This window comes from Serratia montpellierensis (genome assembly GCF_020858655.1).
GTDB lineage: Bacteria > Pseudomonadota > Gammaproteobacteria > Enterobacterales > Enterobacteriaceae > Serratia > Serratia montpellierensis.
On the sequence record NZ_VOSN01000013.1, the window covers coordinates 409,046 to 429,529 of the forward strand.

Annotated in this window: 19 protein-coding genes and 1 other RNA gene; 12 read left to right on the forward strand and 8 right to left on the reverse strand. The window is 58.4% G+C overall.

Features of this window, described 5'->3' with window-relative positions:
- The first annotated feature begins 45 nt into the window (after positions 1-45).
- The 4 genes from FUU19_RS13680 (at position 46) to FUU19_RS13695 (ending at position 2,275) form a co-directional block, all read left to right on the forward strand.
- Positions 46-154, forward strand: a non-coding RNA gene (locus FUU19_RS13680) — RtT sRNA.
- Positions 155-348: 194 nt separating this feature from the next.
- Complete coding sequence (locus FUU19_RS13685) at positions 349-921, forward strand: LOG family protein (RefSeq protein ID WP_004932190.1); 573 nt, start codon at positions 349-351, stop codon at positions 919-921.
- Positions 922-1,022: 101 nt separating this feature from the next.
- Positions 1,023-1,829 carry an exodeoxyribonuclease III gene (xthA, locus tag FUU19_RS13690; RefSeq protein ID WP_033634797.1) on the forward strand — a complete coding sequence of 269 codons (807 nt, stop codon included), beginning with the start codon at positions 1,023-1,025 and terminating at the stop codon, positions 1,827-1,829.
- Positions 1,830-1,873: 44 nt separating this feature from the next.
- On the forward strand, positions 1,874-2,275 hold the full coding sequence (locus FUU19_RS13695; protein ID WP_230490906.1) for a pyrimidine (deoxy)nucleoside triphosphate diphosphatase: 402 nt from the start codon (positions 1,874-1,876) through the stop codon (positions 2,273-2,275).
- A 21-nt stretch (positions 2,276-2,296) separates the two neighbouring features.
- Here FUU19_RS13695 and FUU19_RS13700 read toward each other — a convergent pair whose 3' ends face one another.
- The 5 genes from FUU19_RS13700 to FUU19_RS13720 all read right to left on the reverse strand — a co-directional run bounded on the left by FUU19_RS13700 (position 2,297) and on the right by FUU19_RS13720 (position 7,385).
- Entirely contained in the window at positions 2,297-2,593 is a 297-nt protein-coding gene (locus FUU19_RS13700) for a YnjH family protein (protein WP_230490905.1), read from the reverse strand.
- A complete protein-coding gene (locus FUU19_RS13705; protein ID WP_043142985.1) occupies positions 2,590-4,515 on the reverse strand; it encodes a DNA topoisomerase III in 1,926 nt (641 codons plus the stop codon). The genes FUU19_RS13700 and FUU19_RS13705 overlap by 4 nt, the downstream gene beginning before the upstream one ends.
- The gene (gene mnmH, locus FUU19_RS13710; protein WP_202669601.1) at positions 4,515-5,624 is read right to left on the reverse strand and encodes a tRNA 2-selenouridine(34) synthase MnmH; all 1,110 of its coding nucleotides are present in this window, start codon (positions 5,622-5,624) and stop codon (positions 4,515-4,517) included. Before mnmH ends, FUU19_RS13705 begins: the two co-directional genes overlap by 1 nt.
- An 8-nt stretch (positions 5,625-5,632) precedes the next feature.
- The gene (selD, locus tag FUU19_RS13715) at positions 5,633-6,676 is read right to left on the reverse strand and encodes a selenide, water dikinase SelD (protein WP_141968430.1); all 1,044 of its coding nucleotides are present in this window, start codon (positions 6,674-6,676) and stop codon (positions 5,633-5,635) included.
- 157 nt (positions 6,677-6,833) lie between these two features.
- The gene (locus FUU19_RS13720) at positions 6,834-7,385 is read right to left on the reverse strand and encodes an NAD(P)H nitroreductase (protein WP_103686627.1); all 552 of its coding nucleotides are present in this window, start codon (positions 7,383-7,385) and stop codon (positions 6,834-6,836) included.
- Positions 7,386-7,545: 160 nt separating this feature from the next.
- On the opposite strand from FUU19_RS13720, the gene sppA reads away from it, so the two are divergent.
- The 4 genes from sppA to chiD all read left to right on the forward strand — a co-directional run bounded on the left by sppA (position 7,546) and on the right by chiD (position 12,677).
- A complete protein-coding gene (gene sppA, locus FUU19_RS13725) occupies positions 7,546-9,402 on the forward strand; it encodes a signal peptide peptidase SppA (RefSeq protein ID WP_230490904.1) in 1,857 nt (618 codons plus the stop codon).
- Between the two features lie 93 nt (positions 9,403-9,495).
- Positions 9,496-10,512, forward strand: coding sequence for an asparaginase (ansA, locus tag FUU19_RS13730; protein ID WP_099817283.1), 1,017 nt, complete (start codon positions 9,496-9,498; stop codon positions 10,510-10,512).
- A 22-nt stretch (positions 10,513-10,534) separates the two neighbouring features.
- The gene (pncA, locus tag FUU19_RS13735; protein ID WP_141968428.1) at positions 10,535-11,167 is read left to right on the forward strand and encodes a bifunctional nicotinamidase/pyrazinamidase; all 633 of its coding nucleotides are present in this window, start codon (positions 10,535-10,537) and stop codon (positions 11,165-11,167) included.
- A gap of 232 nt (positions 11,168-11,399) precedes the next feature.
- Complete coding sequence (chiD, locus tag FUU19_RS13740) at positions 11,400-12,677, forward strand: chitinase ChiD (RefSeq protein ID WP_230490903.1); 1,278 nt, start codon at positions 11,400-11,402, stop codon at positions 12,675-12,677.
- A gap of 42 nt (positions 12,678-12,719) precedes the next feature.
- Here the strand turns inward: chiD and FUU19_RS13745 are convergent, their stop codons facing one another.
- Positions 12,720-12,992, reverse strand: coding sequence for a YeaC family protein (locus tag FUU19_RS13745; RefSeq protein ID WP_033634809.1), 273 nt, complete (start codon positions 12,990-12,992; stop codon positions 12,720-12,722).
- Between the two features lie 63 nt (positions 12,993-13,055).
- A complete protein-coding gene (gene msrB, locus FUU19_RS13750) occupies positions 13,056-13,469 on the reverse strand; it encodes a peptide-methionine (R)-S-oxide reductase MsrB (RefSeq protein ID WP_063990126.1) in 414 nt (137 codons plus the stop codon).
- Positions 13,470-13,817: 348 nt separating this feature from the next.
- Here msrB and gapA point away from each other — a divergent pair, with 348 nt between their 5' ends.
- Both gapA and FUU19_RS13760 read left to right on the forward strand, forming a co-directional pair.
- Positions 13,818-14,813, forward strand: coding sequence for a glyceraldehyde-3-phosphate dehydrogenase (gapA, locus tag FUU19_RS13755; protein ID WP_004932222.1), 996 nt, complete (start codon positions 13,818-13,820; stop codon positions 14,811-14,813).
- Between the two features lie 84 nt (positions 14,814-14,897).
- A complete protein-coding gene (locus tag FUU19_RS13760; RefSeq protein ID WP_197834374.1) occupies positions 14,898-15,773 on the forward strand; it encodes a D-hexose-6-phosphate mutarotase in 876 nt (291 codons plus the stop codon).
- A gap of 94 nt (positions 15,774-15,867) precedes the next feature.
- Here FUU19_RS13760 and FUU19_RS13765 read toward each other — a convergent pair whose 3' ends face one another.
- Complete coding sequence (locus FUU19_RS13765; protein ID WP_025303095.1) at positions 15,868-16,632, reverse strand: MipA/OmpV family protein; 765 nt, start codon at positions 16,630-16,632, stop codon at positions 15,868-15,870.
- 426 nt (positions 16,633-17,058) lie between these two features.
- Here FUU19_RS13765 and yeaG point away from each other — a divergent pair, with 426 nt between their 5' ends.
- Entirely contained in the window at positions 17,059-18,993 is a 1,935-nt protein-coding gene (gene yeaG / locus FUU19_RS13770) for a protein kinase YeaG (protein WP_141968420.1), read from the forward strand.
- A gap of 131 nt (positions 18,994-19,124) precedes the next feature.
- Complete coding sequence (locus FUU19_RS13775; RefSeq protein ID WP_038877203.1) at positions 19,125-20,393, forward strand: YeaH/YhbH family protein; 1,269 nt, start codon at positions 19,125-19,127, stop codon at positions 20,391-20,393.
- The last annotated feature ends 91 nt before the right edge of the window (positions 20,394-20,484 follow it).

Consider the following 20,484-nt stretch of genomic DNA (forward strand, 5'->3'; position numbering starts at 1 on the left):
CCTTGCAGAAATCCCCAAACCGAATTAAAAGTTCATCGCCTCCATAACGCTCCGTATTGGGGAAGGATGAGAATCTCACGCAGTGAGACAACGCGCTTCAGCGCGGCCCGCAGGGTGAGTCGCACAGCGACGAATCATCCTTCCCTCACCCCCCTCCTTTGAAGAACATTCCCAAATCGACTTAAAGCACATCGCACCCAATGCCCTCGTATCAATAAACTCAATTTATCTCCCCTTATTCCCCGCTTTCACCTCGATGTTTTATTTCCTCACTCCCAGCAGTAACTTGAACTCCGGCCGACAATTCGCTATACCACTGGCTTCTTTAGTGCAGTAAGGAACAGGTGGATGCGAAACAATATTTGCGTTTTTTGTGGCGCCAGCGAAGGCGTCAATCCCGCTTATGCCGAGCAGGCTCGTCAACTGGGGCAACTGCTGGCCGCACAGGGGCGCCGTTTAATCTACGGCGGCGGCAAAAAAGGATTGATGGGGATCGTGGCGGACGCCGTGTTGGCCGCGGGCGGTGAAGCTGTCGGCATTATCCCCGAACGCCTGGTTGAAGCGGAAACGGCGCATCGCGGCCTGACCGAACTGGAAGTGGTGCCCGATATGCATACGCGCAAAGCCCGTATGGCGGCGCTGGCGGACAGTTTTATCGCCCTGCCCGGCGGCATCGGCACGCTGGAAGAGCTGTTTGAAATCTGGACCTGGGGGCAAATCGGCTATCACAACAAACCGGTCGGCCTGCTGAACGTCAACGGATTCTACCGCCCGCTGAGCCAGTTCCTCGAGCACGTCGCCGATCAGGGCTTTATGCGCCACGACTATCTCGGCACCCTGCACATCAGTGAATCGGCACAAACGCTGCTGCAACAGTTTGACGACTATCAGCCTAAAAATTACGACCGCTGGGCGAAATAAACCCGCTGCGCAGTCAGCGGTCCCGCTGCTGTCTGCGTTACATTTCCCGCCAAACTCTGCTACTATCACAGCACATTTTTCTCGTGAAAACGGCACCGCACATGAAGTTTGTCTCTTTTAATATCAATGGACTGCGCGCGCGTCCGCATCAGCTGGCGGCAATTATCGAACAGCACCAGCCCGACGTGATCGGTCTGCAGGAAACTAAAGTTCACGACGACATGTTCCCGCTGGAAGAAGTCAGCCAGCACGGCTATCACGTGTTCTATCACGGGCAAAAAGGCCATTACGGCGTTGCGCTGCTGACCAAAGCGGAGCCTCTGGCCGTGCGCCGCGGTTTCCCGACCGATGAAGAAGACGCGCAACGTCGCATCATCATGGCCGATCTGGCTACGCCACAGGGCACGCTGACAGTGATCAACGGCTACTTCCCGCAAGGTGAAAGCCGCGACCATCCGATCAAATTCCCGGCTAAAACACGCTTTTATCAGGATCTGCAAAACTACCTGGAGCAGCAGCTGTCGGCGGAATCCCCGGTGTTGATCATGGGGGACATGAACATCAGCCCCAGCGATTATGACATCGGCATCGGCGAAGACAGCCGTAAACGCTGGCTGCGCACCGGCAAGTGTTCCTTCCTGCCGGAAGAGCGCGAATGGATGGACCGCCTGCTGAACTGGGGCCTGGTGGATACCTACCGCCACGCCAACCCGGGGCGCAACGACGAATTCTCGTGGTTCGACTACCGCTCCAAAGGGTTCGACGACAACCGCGGCCTGCGCATCGATCTGCTGCTGGCCAGCACCCCGCTGGCTTCGCGCTGCATCGCCACCGGCATCGATTACCAAACCCGTGGTATGGAGAAACCTTCCGACCATGCACCGGTGTGGGCGGAATTTACGCTGTAACCCCATCACCCCGGCGCTCGCCGGGGTTTTACTCTGTGAAGCCAATGAAAATTATCGATGTGGTAGCCGCCATTCTGGAACAGAACGGCCGCATTTTGCTGGCCCAGCGCGGCACAGGCAGCGATCAGGCCGGTCTATGGGAGTTTCCCGGCGGCAAGGTTGAAGCTGGCGAAAGCCAGCCAGAAGCGCTGGCGCGCGAGCTGGATGAGGAGTTGGGGATTTGCGCCCGTATCGGCAACTATGTGGGCAGCAATCAGTGGCGGCAAGGCGAACGCACCATCCGGCTGCACGCCTGGCGAGTCGCGGAGTTCTCCGGTGAACTGCAGCAGCGCTGCCACTCGGCGCTGGTCTGGGTCACGCCGCAACAGGCGCAGGAATACGCTCTGGCGCCCGCTGACGTTCCACTGCTGGCAGACTATATCGCCGCGCAAGCCGATTCACGCTGAACGCGGCGACAGGTTACATCGTCACTTCTTCAATCGCACCCAAATCAAGGGGTTGGTGCCAATGGTGTTAGGCTCACGCACGCACTGCAGCACTTCCCCTTCCACTTTAAGCACCGCGCCCTCGGAATAGTTCTGATTCTGGTAGACGCAACAGCGGTTGCAGGGCTGCGCCGGCGGCGGGTTGACGCCGCTTTTGGCCGTGCCCCAGATCTCCGGCGAAACCGGCAATACCACGTCCACATCGCCGCGATTGGCGGCCGCCAGGCCGGAAAACATCAGGGCAGCGGCAGCCAATACCCCACTGAGTCCACGCTTCATTCACTCTTCTCCTGCGCCTTGCCGGCGCTTTTCCTGCGTTTTTTGCCCCCGCTGGAGGGCGGCGGCGGCAATCCACGAAACGCCATGCTCGCCCGGCTCTGCTTAGCCTGATAAATCAGCTCTTGCAGCGTGCCGACCAACGGCTGCATAAAATCCTGATAGCGGCAGGATTTCTCGCTGATTTGCGTCAGCGTGGCTTCCCAGTTGGCCGTCATATCAGGGCGTGCAGCAAGATCCGGCAGCGAGTGAATCAACGCGCGCCCGGTTTCGCTGGAGTGAATATAGCGTCCCTTCTTGTACAGAAACGCCCGCTTGAACAGCAATTCGATGATCCCCGCTCGCGTCGCTTCCGTTCCTAAACCATCGGTCGCCCGCAGGATTTTCTTTAACGCTTTATCTTGTACGAATCGCGCGATGCCGGTCATAGCCGACAGCAGACTGGCGTCGGTAAACGGCCGCGGCGGCTGCGTCTGGCGCTCCACCACTTCACCGCGCTCGCACAGCAGCTCATCGTCCTTGGCCACCACCGGCAGCGGTGCACCTTCGTTTTCCTCGTCGCGCTCCTTGCTGCCCAGCAGCGTGCGCCAGCCGGCCTCCGCCAGAAAACGCGCCTTGGCGATGAATTTGCCGCCGGCGATATCCAGCTCGATCACGCATTTGCGGAACACCGCATCCGGACAAAACTGCATCAGATACTGACGCGCCACCAGCCCATACACGTTCCGTTCATCCTGCGTCAGATTAATCTTGCCGGCGCGGGCGGTGGGAATGATGGCATGGTGCGCATCGACCTTTTTATCGTCCCAGCAGCGGTTGCGGCGATCGCTGTCGATCACCGGCTGCGGGTACAGTTCAGGCTGGTGCACGCTGATGGCGTTCAGCACCGCGTGGCGGCCGGCGAAATGCTCTTCCGGCAGATAGCGACAGTCGGAACGCGGATAGGTGATCAATTTGTGGGTTTCGTACAGCCGCTGGCAAACGTCCAGCACCTGTTGCGCGCTGAGGTTATAACGCCGGGCGGCTTCGATTTGCAGCGTGGAGAGCGAAAACGGCAGCGGCGCGGTATCTGATTCCCGTTTATCGTTATAAGACGTGACCAGGGCCGGCTGGCCTTCGATGCGCTTGACCACGTGCTCCGCCAACGGCCGGTGCAGCAAACGCCCCTCTTCATCCTGATAAGGCTCGCAGGAGTCGCTGGGTTGCCACAGCGCCACAAAGCGTTCTTCTTTCGGCGTAACGATGTGCGCTTTGACCTCAAAGAAGTCTTTCGGCACGAAGTTTTCGATCTCTTCATCGCGCCGCACCACCAATCCCAGCACCGGCGTCTGCACCCTGCCCACCGACAGCACGCCGTCGTAGCCGGCGTTGCGGCCCAGCAGCGTATAAGCGCGGGTCATATTGATGCCGTACAGCCAGTCGGCGCGCGAGCGCGCCAGCGCAGACACGCACAGCGGGATAAAGTCTCGGTTGTCGCGCAGCCGCTCGACCGCGCGCTCCACCGCCTGCGGGTTGAGATCGTTGATCAGACAGCGGCGCACGTTCTGGCGCTTTTCCGCCGTCAAATCCAGGTAGTCCAGCACCTCATCCACCAACAGTTGCCCTTCGCGATCCGGGTCACCGGCGTGAACCACCTCATCGGCTTCGAGCAGCAACTTTTTGATGGCGTTGAGCTGTTTACTGACCGACGGCCGCGGCTGCAAGCGCCATTTTTCGGGGATGATCGGCAGATCCGCCAACGACCAGCGCGCATAGCGGCTGTCATAGGCGTCAGGCTGAGCCTGCTCCAACAGGTGGCCGACGCACCAGGTCACCACGTCGTTGTTGCCACAGGCGATATAGCCGTCGCCGCGGCGATGCGGCTTGGGCAAGACGTCGGCAATGGCGCGCGCCAAACTCGGTTTCTCGGCTATGAACAGTCGCATTAATCACCGTTTTTCTGGCTGAACGTCATCAAGAATTCTCTTACTTCTGCATAGTCCCCACGGAAGACAATCCGCTGGGCTTTCTTTTCCAACTGATAGCAATACATCGGATCGTAGTACTGCTGCAACAGGGGCGCCAACCATTCACGGTGCGCGTCGCCCTGGCCGCTGAGGCGCTGCGCCCGCAGCGCCGCCTCCAACCGCTGCGTCAGCTGCTGGAAGCGCTCCAGGCCCAAACGGCGGCGGATGGCGAACAGGCCGTGGTGCAAATAGTCGTCGTACTGTCGCCAGCCTTCTTCCACGCCATAAGCCTGTTCGAACTGTTCGCGCATGCCGTCGATATATTCCGCCTGCAGGCGCGCCAGGCGAATGTCGAACGGATCGTCGATCACCGCCACCGGCGCCTGCTGCATGCCGTTGAACAACGGCAACGGCAGATTGTTGCTGCCGATGATCCGCCCTTCGTCTTCCAGCACCCAACGGCGGCTGCCACCATGCTGTTTTTTCAGCAATAACACAGCCAGACGATTCTCAAAATCTATCTGCGAGCTCTGTCCCGCCAGCGTTCGGCCAAAAGATGAACCGCGATGGCGCGCCGCGCCTTCCAGATCGACGCCGTCGGCCAGTTCGTTGACCAGCAGCGTCTTGCCGCTGCCGGTATTGCCGCCCACCAGGGCCATCGGCAATGCCGCACTTTGCGTCAGTACACCGAGCAGATAATTGCGCAATGCCTTATAACCGCCAGTGATACGCGGATAATTCACGCCGGCCTCATGCAGCCATTGCTGCACCAGCTGCGAGCGCAGCCCGCCGCGGAAGCAGTAAATATAGCCTTCCGGCCGCTCTGCGCAGGCCGCCAGCCAGGCGGCGGTGCGCTGTTCGCGCAGTTTGCCGTTCACCAGGCTGTGGCCGAGCGCGATCGCCGCTTGTTGCCCCTGCTGCTTATAGCAGGTACCGACCGCCTGGCGTTCGCTGTCGATCATCAGCGGTAAATTCACCGCTTGGGCGAAAGCGCCCTGCTGAAACTCGATCGGCGCGCGCACGTCAATCAGCGGCACGTCCTGCAGGAAAATGCGTGGGTAATCGTCGCTGTCCGGCCTTCCTTGCATGTTGGACACTACGCGACCTCGATCAGCGGCTGCCCGGTCTGTGCGGCATGCAATTCACCGATAGCGTTGAGCGTGATACCGTGCTGCTCGGCAATCGCCAGCACCTGCGCCTCCGACTCAGGCAATACCGCCAACAGCAAGCCACCGGAGGTTTGCGGATCGCACAGCAGCTGGCGCTGCAAATCGCTCATCTCGCCCACCAGATGGCCATAGCTGTCGAAGTTGCGCCCGGTGCCGCCCGGTACGCAGCCCTCGGCGATATACGCCTCGACGTCCGGCAGTTTCGGCACCCGATCAAACCAGACCGTCGCCTGCAGACCGGAGCCCTGGCATACCTCGCTCAGGTGGCCCAGCAGGCCAAAGCCGGTGATATCGGTCATCGCCGTGACGCCCGCGACCTCGGCAAAGTCGGCGCCCGGCTTGTTCAGGCGGCACATCACTTCGGTCGCCAGGCCCTGATGCTCAGGGCGCAGCTTGCTTTGCTTCTCGGCGGTCGTCAGCACACCGATGCCCAGCGGCTTGGTCAGATAAAGTTTTGATCCAGCCTGTGCCGCGCTGTTTTTCTTCACCCGCTCGGTATTGACCACGCCGGTCACCGCCAGGCCGAAAATAGGTTCCGGAGCATCGATGGAGTGGCCGCCGGCCAGCGCGATCCCCGCCTGCTGGCAGGCGAAACGGCCGCCGTCGATCACCTGCTGCGCCACCTCCGGCGGCAGCTTGGCGATCGGCCAGCCGAGAATGGCGATCGCCATGATCGGTTTGCCGCCCATGGCGTACACGTCGCTGATGGCGTTGGCGGCGGCGATACGGCCGAAATCAAACGGATCGTCGACGATCGGCATGAAGAAGTCGGTGGTGCTGATGATGCCGACGCCGTTGCCAATGTCGTACACCGCCGCATCGTCGCGGGTTTCATTGCCGACCAGCAGACGCGGATCGACAAATTTTTCCCGCTCGCTGTGCAGGATGGTTTCGAGAACTTTCGGTGAGATTTTGCAGCCGCAGCCAGCACCATGGCTGTACTGGGTTAAACGGATCGCTGGCGATGTCATAGTCCACTCCCTTCGGTAACGGCACTCAAGATAACATAGGGTAGCGCTTGCCGAGGGGATTGATAAGAGCGTGCCGCCGATAAGCGAACGGCCTGCTCAGAAACCATGCGATTTTGCGGGGTTTGGCGCATTTTAGCCGCGCCCCGCTGGAGAAAACTCAGAAATAGCTGACGAAAGGCGTGCTGTCCGGCGGCGTCACCTTGGTGGCGGCCTTCAGCTGTGGCGTACCCAGATAGAGGAAGCCGACAATCTCATCCTGCTCGCGGCAGCCGAAGGCTTCGCGCACCAGCGCATGCTCGGTCCAGGCGCCGGTGCGCCAGATGCCGTTAAAGCCCTGCGCCAGCGCCGCCATCTGCATCGCCTGCACCGCGCAACCGGCGGAAACCACCTGCTCCCAGCGAGGCACCTTGGTCTCTTCAGTACAATGTGCAATGACGGTGATGATCAGCGGTGCGCGGAACGGCGCCTTGGTGGCCTTTTCGATCGCCGCCTCATCCAGCCGATCCTGTTTCGCCGCCGCCTGCAGCAGCTGGCTGAAACGCTCCAGACCCTGATTTTCGATCATCACGAAACGCCACGGCTGCAGCGCGCCGTGATCGGGCGCACGCAGGCCCGCGTTGATGATATTTTGGCGCACTTCCCCCGCCGGCGCCGGTTCCGCCAGGCGCGAAGCCGAGCGACGATTCAATAAAAGATCCAGAGCATCCATCGTAAACTCCTGATAACAATTTTCATTCCGGCCACGTTAACATAGCTAAACGACGAGTTACAGCCTCGGCGATAGCGTCTGTGTGCCACGATTTAAAGCTGACATTTACCCGGCCGCTCATTAGGATAGCGGAACATTCTCGACTCTTGTTGGAGAGCACATGCGCACATTGTGGCAAATTATTGCCGGCATTTTCCGGTGGACATGGCGTCTGCTGAATTTTATCAGGGAACTGATCCTTAACCTGTTCCTGGTCTTGCTGATCCTGGTTGGGGTCGGTATCTATCTGTCCTTCCAAAGCTCCTCCACCTCGACGGCTCCGGCGCGCGGCGCACTGCTGGTCGACTTAAGCGGCGTGGTGGTCGATCAACCTTCGGTAAACAACCGGGTACGGCAGTGGGGCCGCGAGCTGTTGGGCGCCTCCAGCAGCCGCCTACAGGAAAACTCGCTGTTCGACGTGGTAGACAGCATCCGCAAGGCCAAAGACGACAAAAACATTACCGGCATGGTGTTGCAGCTGAATGACTTCGCCGGCGCCGATCAGCCGTCGCTGCGCTATATCGGCAAAGCGCTGCGCGAGTTCCGCGACAGCGGCAAACCGATCTTCGCCATCGGCGACAGCTACAACCAGACGCAATACTATCTGGCCAGCTACGCCAACAAGGTCTACCTGTCGCCGCAGGGCGCGGTCGATCTGCACGGTTTCGCCACCAACAACCTGTATTACAAGTCGTTGCTGGACATGCTCAAGGTCACCACCAATATCTTCCGCGTCGGCACCTATAAATCGGCGGTCGAACCGCTGATCCGCGACGACATGTCCCCGGCGGCGCGCGAAGCGGACAGCCGCTGGATTGGCGGTCTGTGGCAAAACTATCTCGAGACCGTCGCGGCCAACCGCCAGCTGACGCCGCAGCAGCTGTTCCCGGGCGCCGCCGGCGTACTGAGCGGCCTGCAGGCGGCCGGTGGCGACACCGCCCGCTATGCGCTGGACAATAAGCTGGTGGACGAGCTGGCGTCGCGCACCGCGATCGAAAATCAGCTGGTCAAAACCTTCGGCTGGGACAAACAGGCGAACGATTTCAACGCCATCAGCATCTACGACTATCAGCCGAAACCGGACGCGAACCAGGGCGGCAAGATCGCCGTGGTATTCGCCAACGGCGCCATCATGGATGGCCCGCAAACGCCGGGCAATGTCGGGGGTGATACCACCGCCGCCGAACTGCGTCAGGCGCGTCTGGATCCGGCCATTAAAGCCGTGGTGTTCCGCGTCAACAGCCCGGGCGGCAGCGTCAGCGCGTCCGAAGTGATCCGTTCCGAGCTGGCCGCCGTGCGCGCCGCCGGCAAACCCGTGGTGGTGTCGATGGGCGGCATGGCTGCGTCGGGCGGCTACTGGGTCTCGACGCCAGCCGACTACATCATCGCCAGCCCGAGCACCCTGACCGGCTCCATCGGCATTTTCGGCATCATCAACACCTACGAGAAAACCCTGGATACGCTGGGCGTGCACACCGACGGCGTGGCGACCTCACCGCTGGCCGACATCGCGATCACCAAGGCGCTGCCGCAGGAGTTCTCGCAGATGATGCAGCTGAATATCGAAAACGGTTACAAGAACTTCCTCGATCTGGTTGCCAAATCGCGCAAAATGACCCCGCAGCAGGTCGATCAAATCGCCCAGGGCCACGTCTGGCTCGGCAGCGACGCCAAGGCCAACGGCCTGGTCGATCAGTTGGGCGATTTCGACGACGCGGTGAAGAAAGCCGCCGAGCTGGCGAAGCTGCAGCAGTGGCAGCTCGACTGGTTCGTCGACACCCCGAGCCTCAGCGATATGGTGCTCAGCCAGTTCGGCGTTTCCATTCACGCCATGCTGCCTGCGGCGATTCAGGCCATGTTGCCTGCCCCGCTGGCCTCGGTCGCCAACGCGGTGAAAGAGCAGCCGGGCTTGTTCAATAACCTGAACGATCCGCAAAACCGTTATGCGATCTGTCTAACCTGCGGAGAAGTCCGCTAACAAATAATTCTGCAGCCCGGCCATCGCCGGGCTTTTTTTCTGCCGCCATGCCCCTATAATTCAGCCCATCTTATCTTTGTTAAAATCATGACCATGCAAAAGAAATCCATTTACGTCGCCTACACCGGCGGCACCATCGGCATGCAGCGCTCCGATCACGGCTATATCCCGGTTTCCGGCCACCTGCAGCGCCAGCTGGCGCTGATGCCCGAATTCCATCGCCCGGAAATGCCGGATTTCACCATTCATGAATATGCGCCATTGATTGACTCTTCGGACATGACGCCGGAAGACTGGCAGCACATCGCCGACGACATCAAGCAGAACTACGATCGCTACGACGGCTTCGTGATCCTGCACGGCACCGATACCATGGCGTTCACCGCATCGGCGCTCTCCTTCATGCTGGAAAACCTGGATAAACCGGTGATCGTCACCGGTTCGCAGATTCCGCTGGCGGAGCTGCGTTCCGATGGCCAGACCAACCTGCTCAACGCGCTGTATCTGGCGGCCAACCATCCGGTGAACGAAGTCAGCCTGTTCTTCAACAACAAGCTGTTCCGCGGCAACCGCACCACCAAAGCGCACGCCGACGGCTTCGACGCCTTCGCCTCCCCGAATCTGCCGCCGCTGCTGGAAGCCGGCATTCACATTCGTCGCCAGCACGGCATCGACAGCCCGGCTTGCAACGGCGCGCTGCGGGTGCACGACATCACGCCGCAGCCGATCGGCGTGGTCACTATCTATCCGGGCATTTCCGGCGCGGTGGTGCGCAATTTCCTGCTGCAGCCGGTCAAGGCACTGATCCTGCGCTCCTACGGCGTCGGTAATGCGCCGCAGAAGGCCGAGCTGATCGACGAGTTGCGTGCGGCCTCCGAACGCGGCATCGTGGTGGTCAACCTGACGCAGTGCATCTCCGGGCGCGTCAATATGGAAGGCTACGCTACCGGTAACGCGCTGGCGCACGCCGGGGTGATCAGCGGTTTCGACATGACGGTGGAAGCCGCCCTGACCAAGCTGCACTACCTGCTGAGCCAGCCGCTGACGCCGGAACAAATCCGCGCCCTGATGCAGCAAGACCTGCGCGGCGAACTGAGCATCAACGGTTAACCTACTGATCTTTGGAGCGGCGATGAAAACGGCCCTATTGTTGATCGATCTGCAAAACGATTTCTGCCCCGGCGGCGCGCTGGCGGTCACGGAGGGCGACGCCGTCATCCCGGTTGCCAATCAGGCGATCGCCGCCTGTCTGGCGCGTGGCGAGCCGGTGGTAGCCAGCCAGGACTGGCACCCGGCCAATCACCGCAGCTTTGCGGTGAACTCCCATGCGCAGGTCGGTACCCTCGGCGAGCTGGAAGGCCTGCCGCAGGTGTGGTGGCCAGTGCACTGCGTGCAAGGGAGCCACGGTGCCGATTTTCACCCTCAGTTGCAGCGGCAGCACATCAATGCCGTTTTTCGCAAGGGCCAGGATACGGATATCGACAGCTACAGCGCGTTTTTCGATAACGGCCACCGAGCGCAGACCGAACTGCACGGCTGGCTGCAATCGCAGGGCGTCCGGCGACTGGCTGTCATGGGCCTGGCGACCGATTACTGCGTGAAGTTCAGCGTGCTGGATGCGCTGGCTGCCGGTTATCCAACGCAGGTGATCGTCGACGGCTGCCGCGGCGTGAATCTGCAGCCGGACGACAGCGAACGGGCGCTGCAGGACATGGCGCGCGCCGGCGCACAACTGGTTACCCTGTCACAGTTTCTCGCCCACTAAATCCTCTCGGGCGCCACCGGTGCCCACTCTGAGCGGCGGCGAAAATATCGACGCCGCTCACAATACCGCCCTTCTTCTTCCCCAACGGCTTGTGACCGGCAGGTGCTTTTGCTGTTATGGCTGCGACACTTTTGGCGTCAATCGGTTATACGCATCCGGGGCCCGCTGAGCCCGGCTTTATTGTGACCGCCTCTGGCGGTACGGTCGGCCTTGCCGATCCAAGGAGACAGACATGAAAATAACCCGAAAACTGCTGCCTTTGCTGGCAGCGGTGCAGTTGGCTATGGCCGGCGTAAGCACGGCCCAGGCGGCTTATCTTTCCGTCGGCTACTTCAACGGCGGCGGCGACGTCACCGCCGGCCCCGGTGGCGACATCGACAAGCTGGACGTCACGCAAATCACTCACCTCAACTATTCGTTCGGCCTGATCTACAACGGTGAGAAAGACGAAGCCAATGCGGCGCTGAAAGACCCCGCTCGCCGCCACCAGATCTACCTGTCGCCGAAGGTAACGGCCGATCTGCAACGGCTGCCGGTGCTGCGTAAACAGAACCCCGAGCTGAAAGTGCTGTTGTCGGTCGGCGGCTGGGGCGCACGGGGTTTCTCCGGCGCCGCCGCTACTGCGGAAAACCGGGCGATATTCATCCGCTCCGCGCTGCAGGTGATCGCACAGTATCAGCTGGATGGTATCGATCTGGACTGGGAATATCCGGTGAACGGCGCCTGGGGACTGGTGGAAAGCCAACCGGCAGACCGCGACAACTTCACCCAGCTGCTGAAAGAGCTTCATCAGGCGCTGGGGAAAGGCAAGCTGTTAACCATCGCCGTCGGGGCCAACGTCAAAAGCCCGCTGGAATGGGTCGATGTGAAAAGTATTGCCCCTTACCTCGACTACATCAATCTGATGACCTACGACATGGCTTACGGCACGCAGTACTTCAATGCCAACCTGTACGATTCAAAGCGTTGGCCAACCGTAGCGGCCGCCGACCGCTACAGCGCCGATTTCGTGGTAAAGAATTATCTGGCTGCCGGGCTGAAACCGGCACAGATGAACCTGGGCATCGGTTTCTACGGCCGGGTGCCGAAACGGGCGACCGAGGCCGGCATCGACTGGGACAAGCCGGAGGCCGCCAAGCATCCGGTGACGCAGCCATACTTCAGCACGCGCGAAACCACCCTGTTCAACGCGCTGGGGCTGGATCTCAGCAAAGATACTTACTTTAAATACCTCGATATCGTCAGCAAATTGCTCAACGATCCGCAGCATCGTTTTCGCGAACACTGGGATGACGACGCCAAGGTACCTTACCTGACGCTGCAATCCGCCGCAGGCAAACCCTTGTTCGCCATCTCCTACGAGAACCCGCGTTCGGTGGCCATCAAGGCCGAGTACATCAAAAGCCAGGGATTGGGAGGAGCGATGTTCTGGGAGTACGGCGCGGACGACAACAACCGGCTGGCGCAGCAGCTGGCGGAATCGCTGGGCATAAAGGGCGAAAAACGGTGAATCGACGGGGCGATGGCGGCATCGCCCCGCTTTAGGGCAGCCTTACTGCGGCTTGAGTTTGGCCAGCGGCTCGGCAACGAACTGCTGTTTCAGCTCTTGCTTGCTCTTCATCACGATCTGCCCGTCGGTACCGATGCTCATGTGCTGCGGATCGACGTTGTTCATCGACTGCCACAGCATCACCGCCTGCAGGCTGTTTTCTTTTTGCTCCGGCGTCAGCGCCACGCCGTCCGGCCATTTGCCCAGCTCAACCGCCTGTACCAGGCGCTGGTATATCTCGGGCGTCATCGCCGCAATCAGATCTTTCACGTCCATCAGAGCCCTTCTCGCTTACAGATGAATAATTAGCTGAATCGATTTTGTTGGTTAAATTACCACTTAGCCGGCCGTTTGGTCGCCATTTTCGCCATCGGTGAAACTCAGCGAGGCGGAGTTGACGCAGTAGCGGTCGCCGGTCGGCTGCGGGCCATCGGGGAAAACGTGCCCCAGGTGCGCGTCACAGTGGCCGCAGCGGATTTCAATACGATGCATATTATGTGAATTATCATCAAGATAACGGATTGCATCGGCGGAAACCGGCTCATAAAAGCTCGGCCAGCCGCAGCCGGAATCGTATTTGGTTTCGGAATAGAACAGCGGCTGGTTACAGCACAGACAATGGTACACGCCCTCGCGCTTGTTGTGCAGCAATTTGCCACTGAACGGCGCTTCGGTGCCGCGCTGTTGCGTCACATAACGTTGGATTTCATTCAGTTCCGTGACCGGATGACCGGGGGTTGTCTCTTTAGCCATTTGTGCTTATCTCTGAATATGGATAATGTCAACGAAAACAATGATTAATAATAACAAAAAATTAACACCGCTGCAGAGATTTTTGGCCTAAACTGTAGCCCATAAAGGCCACGTCACGATGATATGTGATAGCGATCACACATCTTGCGTATGCTGACTTTATACTTGGCGGCTTGTCCCCATATAACGGATAAGGCCGAGCGCAAATGGACTGTGCAATAAGCGTGCAAAACCACCCTTCCGGTTTGACTTGCCGCAAGAATTGACACGATTCCGCTTGACGCTGGGTAAGGTTTTTGTAATTTTACAACCAACCTTTTATTCACTAACAAATAGCTGGTGGAATATATGACTATCAAAGTAGGTATCAACGGTTTTGGCCGTATCGGTCGCATTGTTTTCCGTGCTGCTCAAGAGCGTTCTGACATCGAGATCGTTGCAATCAACGACCTGTTGGACGCAGAGTACATGGCTTACATGCTGAAGTATGACTCTACTCACGGCCGTTTCAACGGTACGGTAGAAGTTAAAGACGGCCACCTGGTTGTTAACGGCAAAACCATCCGTGTTACCGCAGAGAAAGACCCGGCTAACCTGAAGTGGAACGAAGTGGGTGTTGACGTGGTTGCTGAAGCGACCGGTATCTTCCTGACCGACGAAACCGCACGTAAACACATCACCGCTGGCGCTAAAAAAGTCGTTCTGACTGGCCCATCCAAAGATGCGACCCCAATGTTCGTGCGTGGCGCCAACTTTGACAAATATGCCGGCCAGGACATCGTGTCCAACGCCTCTTGCACCACCAACTGCCTGGCGCCGCTGGCTAAAGTCATCAACGACAACTTCGGTATCGTTGAAGGCCTGATGACCACCGTTCACGCGACCACCGCCACTCAGAAAACTGTTGATGGCCCGTCTCACAAAGACTGGCGCGGCGGCCGCGGCGCATCCCAGAACATCATCCCTTCTTCTACCGGCGCAGCGAAAGCGGTTGGCGTTGTTCTGCCAGAGCTGAAAGGCAAACTGACCGGTATGGCGTTCCGCGTACCGACGCCTAACGTATCCGTTGTTGACCTGACCGTGCGTCTGGAAAAAGCAGCTACCTACGAAGAAATCAAGAAAGCCATCAAAGACGCCGCTGAAGGTTCTATGAAAGGCGTTCTGGGCTATGTTGAAGACGACGTGGTTTCCACCGATTTCAACGGCGAAGTACTGACTTCCGTGTTCGATGCCAAAGCCGGTATCGCACTGAACGACAACTTCGTGAAACTGGTTTCCTGGTACGACAACGAAACCGGTTATTCCAACAAGGTTCTGGACCTGATCGCTCACATCTCCAAGTAATGGCATGATGTTAAGCTGATAATGAGGGCGACATTTTTGTCGCCCTTTTTTATTTGTCTCTCCGGCAAACAAGAAGGTTATGGAATGAACGAGAAAATTTTCACCCTGCCCGTTTCCGAACAGATTTCGCCTTACATCAGCCAGCGTCAACTCGATGAGTTGGGCGTAGTGGTGGTCTCGCACCCTAAAGTGCGCGCGGCCGTCGCACTGCAGGGCGCCCATTTGCTGGCCTGGCAGCCCAGCGGTGAACAGCCGGTCATTTGGCTCAGCAACAATACGCCTTTTGCCAAAGGCAAGGCCATCCGCGGCGGCGTGCCGATCTGCTGGCCGTGGTTCGGCCCGGTGGCGCAACCCTCCCACGGTTTTGCCCGCAATCAACCCTGGAGTCTGACGGCGCACGATGAAGATGACAACGGCGTCATCCTGACCTTCACGTTGAAAGACAATGAGCAGACCCGAAAACTGTGGCCGCATGCCTTCACGCTGATTGCCCGCTTCAAGCTGGGAGCGGAGTGCGAGATCGAACTGGAATCGCACGGCGACTATCAGGCCACGGCGGCGCTGCACAGCTACTTCCAGGTCGGCGACATCGATCGGGTCAGCGTAGCGGGCCTGGGCGAGCCTTATATCGACAAGGTGGCGGGCGGCGCAGAGGCGCGCCAGGCGGGCGAAGTGACCTTTGTCGGCCAAACCGACCGCGTCTACACTCGCCCGGAGGCCTTCAGCCAGATCCGCGATCCGGCGCTCGCACGCACCATCGAGGTTCACCACCACCATATGAGTGACGTTATCGCCTGGAACCCGGGCGTAGAGCTCTCCTGCAGCATGGGGGATATGCCGAACGACGGTTACAAGACCATGGTCTGCGTAGAGACCGGGCGCGTCAGTAAACCGCTGGTCGCCGCCGGCGAACAACCGGCCCGTTTGGGTGTGACCTTCCGCAGCCGTAAGAAGGCCTGAAAAGCCGTGCGCGGCAGCGCACTACCGATGTGCAAAAGGGGCGCTGGCGCCCCTTTTTGATGCACGTCATGCACGATTATCGTGCAATGCGTGATTAGAAGGTGTAGCTCACACCCGTCATCAACAAACCGGTGTAGGATTTATCCACCATCGGGCTGTCTTTCACTTCATCAGACAACTTCACATAGCGGCCGACGAAGAAGGCATTCCAGCTTTTGTTGATCTGGTAATTGGCGCTCAGTTCGAGATACGGCGCCCAGCTATCGCCTGGGGTGTAGCTGTCCAGGCCGCTGCGGCGCGACTCATTGGCGCTGACGCCATAGTAGTATTTGTTCTGGTTCTTGCTGTTCCACATTACGCCCACGCCCGGGACCAGCGTCAGCGCGTCCAGATCAAACTTGTACAGGTAAGCCACATCGCCCACCAGCCCGTTGCTGTTGTTCAGCGTGTCGCCGGTGAAAGTGGTACGGATAGTGCCCCACTCGGCGTTGTGCGAATAGGCCAGGCCGGCCATCAGCGTGCCGCGGCGCTTGTCGAGACGCTTCATGCGATCGTCGTCGCTGTCGCCCGGACGGTAGCCCCATGGCGTGTAGTAACCCATGATGCTCAGCTGGTTTTCTTGATCCTTCCACAGGTAGTAACCGGCGGTCAGAGTACGGAAGTAGAAGTCGTCACCTTCGTAGTCGATAACGGGCACCGGATACACGCGGTCCTGATAACCACGATACGCGTCCGGGCTAACCAGCGCGGCAGCGCCGAGTGACCAGGTTCCCGCCTGAGCACTTTGCGCACAAACCATTGCGGAAGCGATAATTGCTAGCGTTTTGAGTTTTGAAATCTTCACTGGTTCTTTTTCCATAAATTACAGGGTTAATAGCTGCAACAGTTTATGTGAAAATTTAGTTACGCGCCTAATCTTTACAATAGAAAACGACCAAGATCGAATAACTTATAGCGGAATTATGAATTAATCATGGCGGAACGATGACGTTTCATCCCGCAGGCCGCGCCAGACAAGGCATTTGGCTCACACGGTAATAACTGAGTCATTGATATGACTTAAAAAAAGCTTTTTCTGCGGCAGGAAATTTTCCGGCAAGCAAACTAAGCTTAAATCAGAAGGTGAATTTATCCTGGGCCCAGTGGCATACAGCGCAACTCGCGATAATAAGCGCACCAAGTTGGCATACGGGTTGCTGTACTCAGGCGTATTCTCATCTTTCGGGAGCCAGAACACTATCACACGCTCTCTTTAACCTGTGCTAATAACGAAAGGACGGGCATCATGAACATATTTGACCACTATCGCCAGCGCTACGAAGCTGCCAAGGACGAAGAGTTCACACTGCAGGAATTTCTTACCATTTGCCGGCAAGATCGCAGTGCCTATGCCAACGCGGCCGAACGTCTGCTGATGGCTATCGGTGAACCTGTGATGGTCGACACTGCGCTAGAATCACGCCTGTCACGCCTGTTCTCCAACCGCGTGATCGCACGTTATCCGGCCTTCGAAGAGTTCTACGGCATGGAAGAGGCCATCGAACAGATCGTCTCTTACCTGAAACACGCCGCGCAGGGCCTGGAAGAGAAGAAACAGATCCTGTATCTGCTGGGCCCGGTGGGCGGCGGTAAGTCCTCGCTGGCGGAACGCCTGAAGGCGCTGATGCAGCGCGTGCCCATCTACACCCTCAGCGCCAACGGCGAGCGCAGCCCGGTCAACGATCATCCTCTGTGCCTGTTCAATCCGCAGGAAGATGCCTCGATCCTGGAAAAAGAGTTCAATATCCCCAGTCGCTATCTCGGCACCATCATGTCGCCGTGGGCGGCCAAGCGCCTGCATGAGTTCGGCGGTGATATCACCAAGTTTAAAGTCGTGAAAGTGCGCCCTTCCATTCTGGAACAGATCGCCATCGCCAAAACCGAACCGGGCGACGAGAACAACCAGGACATCTCTGCGCTGGTCGGTAAAGTGGATATCCGTAAACTGGAGAACCACGCGCAGAACGATCCGGACGCCTACGGCTACTCTGGCGCCCTGTGCCGCGCCAACCAGGGGATAATGGAATTCGTCGAGATGTTCAAAGCGCCGATCAAGGTGCTGCATCCGCTGCTGACCGCGACCCAGGAAGGCAACTACAACGGCACCGAAGGCATCTCCGCCCTGCCGTTCAGCGGCATTATTCTGGCGCACTCCAACGAATCCGAATGGGTGACCTTCCGTAACAACAAGAACAACGAAGCGTTCCTCGACCGCGTGTACATCGTCAAGGTGCCTTACTGCCTGCGCGTGTCGGAAGAGATCAAGATTTACGACAAACTGCTGGACCACAGCGAGCTGACCCACGCGCCCTGCGCGCCGGGCACCCTGGAGACGCTGGCGCGGTTTAGCGTGCTGTCGCGGCTGAAAGAGCCGGAAAACTCGAGCATTTACTCGAAAATGCGCGTGTATGACGGCGAAAGCCTCAAGGATACCGATCCGAAAGCCAAGTCCTATCAAGAGTACCGCGACTACGCCGGGGTTGACGAAGGCATGAACGGCCTCTCCACCCGTTTCGCCTTTAAAATCCTTTCGCGGGTATTTAACTTCGATCACGCCGAGGTGGCGGCTAACCCGGTGCACCTGTTCTATGTGCTGGAACAGCAGATCGAGCGCGAACAGTTCCCGCAGGATTTGTCCGAGAAATACCTGGAACACCTGAAAGGCTACCTGATCCCAAAATACGCCGAGTTTATTGGCAAAGAGATTCAGACCGCCTATCTGGAATCCTACTCGGAATACGGACAGAACATTTTTGATCGCTACGTGACCTACGCGGACTTCTGGATCCAGGATCAGGAGTATCGCGATCCCGATACCGGTCAGCTGTTCGACCGCGAGTCCTTGAACGCCGAACTGGAAAAAATTGAAAAACCGGCCGGCATCAGCAACCCGAAAGATTTCCGCAACGAAATCGTGAACTTCGTGCTGCGCGCCCGCGCCAACAACAACGGCCGCAACCCGAACTGGACCAGCTACGAGAAGCTGCGTACCGTGATCGAGAAGAAAATGTTCTCCAATACCGAAGAGCTATTGCCGGTGATTTCGTTCAACGCCAAAACCTCGACGGACGAGCAGAAAAAACACGACGACTTCGTCGACCGCATGATGGAGAAAGGCTATACCCGTAAGCAGGTGCGCCTGCTTTGTGAATGGTATCTGCGGGTCAGAAAATCCTCATAACGCCTCAGGTAAGCGGCATTATCAGGGCCATGTCCACAGTCATGGACGTTGCAGCGCAGCCCACGGAGGGGCTGCACATTGCGCTGTAGCGGCCGGGACATGAAGAGTTGGCAACGTCGTTTGGGGGAAGTATGGCCTATTTCATTGACCGACGGCTGAACGGCAAAAACAAGAGCATGGTGAACCGCCAGCGCTTCTTGCGTCGTTACAAGTCGCAAATCAAACAGTCGATTGCCGAAGCCATCAACAAGCGTTCGGTCACCGACGTAGACAGCGGGGAGTCGGTCTCCATCCCCACTGACGATATCAACGAACCGATGTTTCATCAGGGGCGCGGCGGCACGCGCCATCGGGTGCATCCGGGCAACGACCACTTCGTGCAGAACGATCGCGTTGAGCGGCCTCAGGGCGGTTCAGGCGGTGGCGGCGGCCAGGGCAACGCCAGCCAGGATGGTGAAGGCCAGGATGAATTCGTCTTCCAGATTTCTAAAGACGAATATCTCGATCTGTTGTTCGAAGATCTTGCCCTGCCCAACCTGAAAAAGAACCAGTACAAGCAGTTGACCGAGTTCAAAACCCACCGCGCCGGCTATACCGCCAACGGTGTGCCGGCCAACATCAGCGTCGTACGATCGCTGCAAAACTCGTTGGCGCGGCGTACCGCCATGACCGCTGGGAAAAGGCGCGCGTTGCACGAACTGGAAGACGAGTTGAACCAGCTGGAAAACACCGAACCGGTGCAGTTGCTGGAAGAGGAGCGGTTACGCAAGGAGATTGCCGAACTGCGCAAGAAAATCGAAAGCGTGCCGTTTATCGACACCTTCGACCTACGCTACAAAAACTATGAGCGCCGGCCGGAACCCTCCAGCCAAGCGGTGATGTTCTGCCTGATGGACGTGTCCGGCTCGATGGATCAGGCGACCAAAGACATGGCCAAACGTTTTTACATCCTGCTTTATCTGTTCCTGAGCCGTACCTATAAAAACGTCGAGGTGGTCTATATTCGCCACCACACCCAGGCGAAAGAGGTGGACGAACAGGAGTTCTTCTATTCGCAAGAAACCGGCGGCACCATCGTCTCCAGCGCGCTGAAATTGATGAACGACGTCGTCGAAGAGCGCTACGACCCGGCGCAATGGAATATCTACGCCGCGCAAGCGTCGGACGGTGACAACTGGGCCGATGACTCACCGCTGTGCCATGAGCTGTTGGCGAAGAAGATCCTGCCGATGGTGCGTTACTACAGCTATATAGAAATCACTCGTCGCGCTCACCAGACGCTGTGGCGCGAATATGAGGATCTGCAGGCGAAATTCGACAACTTCGCCATGCAGCATATCCGCGAGCCGGACGATATTTATCCGGTATTCCGCGAACTGTTTCGCAAGCAGACCGTGTAATCATAAAAACGGCCGGAGAATGTATGCCCGGCCGTTTTATTTATCAACGAATTCAAATGCTATTTCTGCGGGGTGCATCCGCATCCGGCGT